The organism is Streptomyces sp. WAC06614 (assembly GCF_003949795.1).
Taxonomy (GTDB): Bacteria; Actinomycetota; Actinomycetes; order Streptomycetales; family Streptomycetaceae; genus Streptomyces.
Map to the genome: position 1 here is coordinate 1 of NZ_RPRY01000768.1, position 699 is coordinate 699.

Genomic DNA, 699 nt, shown 5'->3' on the forward strand with positions numbered 1-699 from the left:
GGGCCTGATGTCGATCCGCAAGGAGTACGCCGCCACGCAGCCGCTGGCCGGCGCCCGGATCACCGGCTCGCTGCACATGACCGTGCAGACGGCCGTCCTGATCGAGACCCTGGTCGCCCTCGGCGCCGAGGTCCGCTGGGCCTCCTGCAACATCTTCTCCACCCAGGACCACGCGGCCGCCGCCATCGCCGTCGGCCCGAACGGCACCCCGGAGAACCCGCAGGGCGTCCCGGTCTTCGCCTGGAAGGGCGAGACCCTGGAGGAGTACTGGTGGTGCACGGAGCAGGCCCTGACCTGGCCGGGCACCCCCACCGGCGGCCCGAACATGATCCTCGACGACGGTGGTGACGCCACCCTCCTCGTCCACAAGGGCGTCGAGTTCGAGAAGGCCGGCTCCGCCCCGGACCCGTCCACCGCGGACTCCGAGGAGTACGGCCACATCCTGACGCTGCTCAACCGCACGCTGAAGGAGAGCCCGCAGAAGTGGACGCAGCTCGCGTCCGACATCCGCGGCGTGACCGAGGAGACCACCACCGGCGTCCACCGCCTCTACGAGATGATGCAGGCCGGCACCCTGCTCTTCCCGGCGATCAACGTGAACGACGCCGTCACCAAGTCGAAGTTCGACAACAAGTACGGCTGCCGCCACTCCCTGATCGACGGCATCAACCGCGCCACCGACGTCCTGATCGGCGGCAA

At 69.4% G+C, this 699-nt stretch carries 1 protein-coding gene; it reads left to right on the forward strand.

The window, feature by feature from the left end:
* A partial coding sequence (locus EF918_RS36395; protein WP_125653035.1) for an adenosylhomocysteinase occupies nt 1–699 on the forward strand: 699 nt, incomplete at both ends.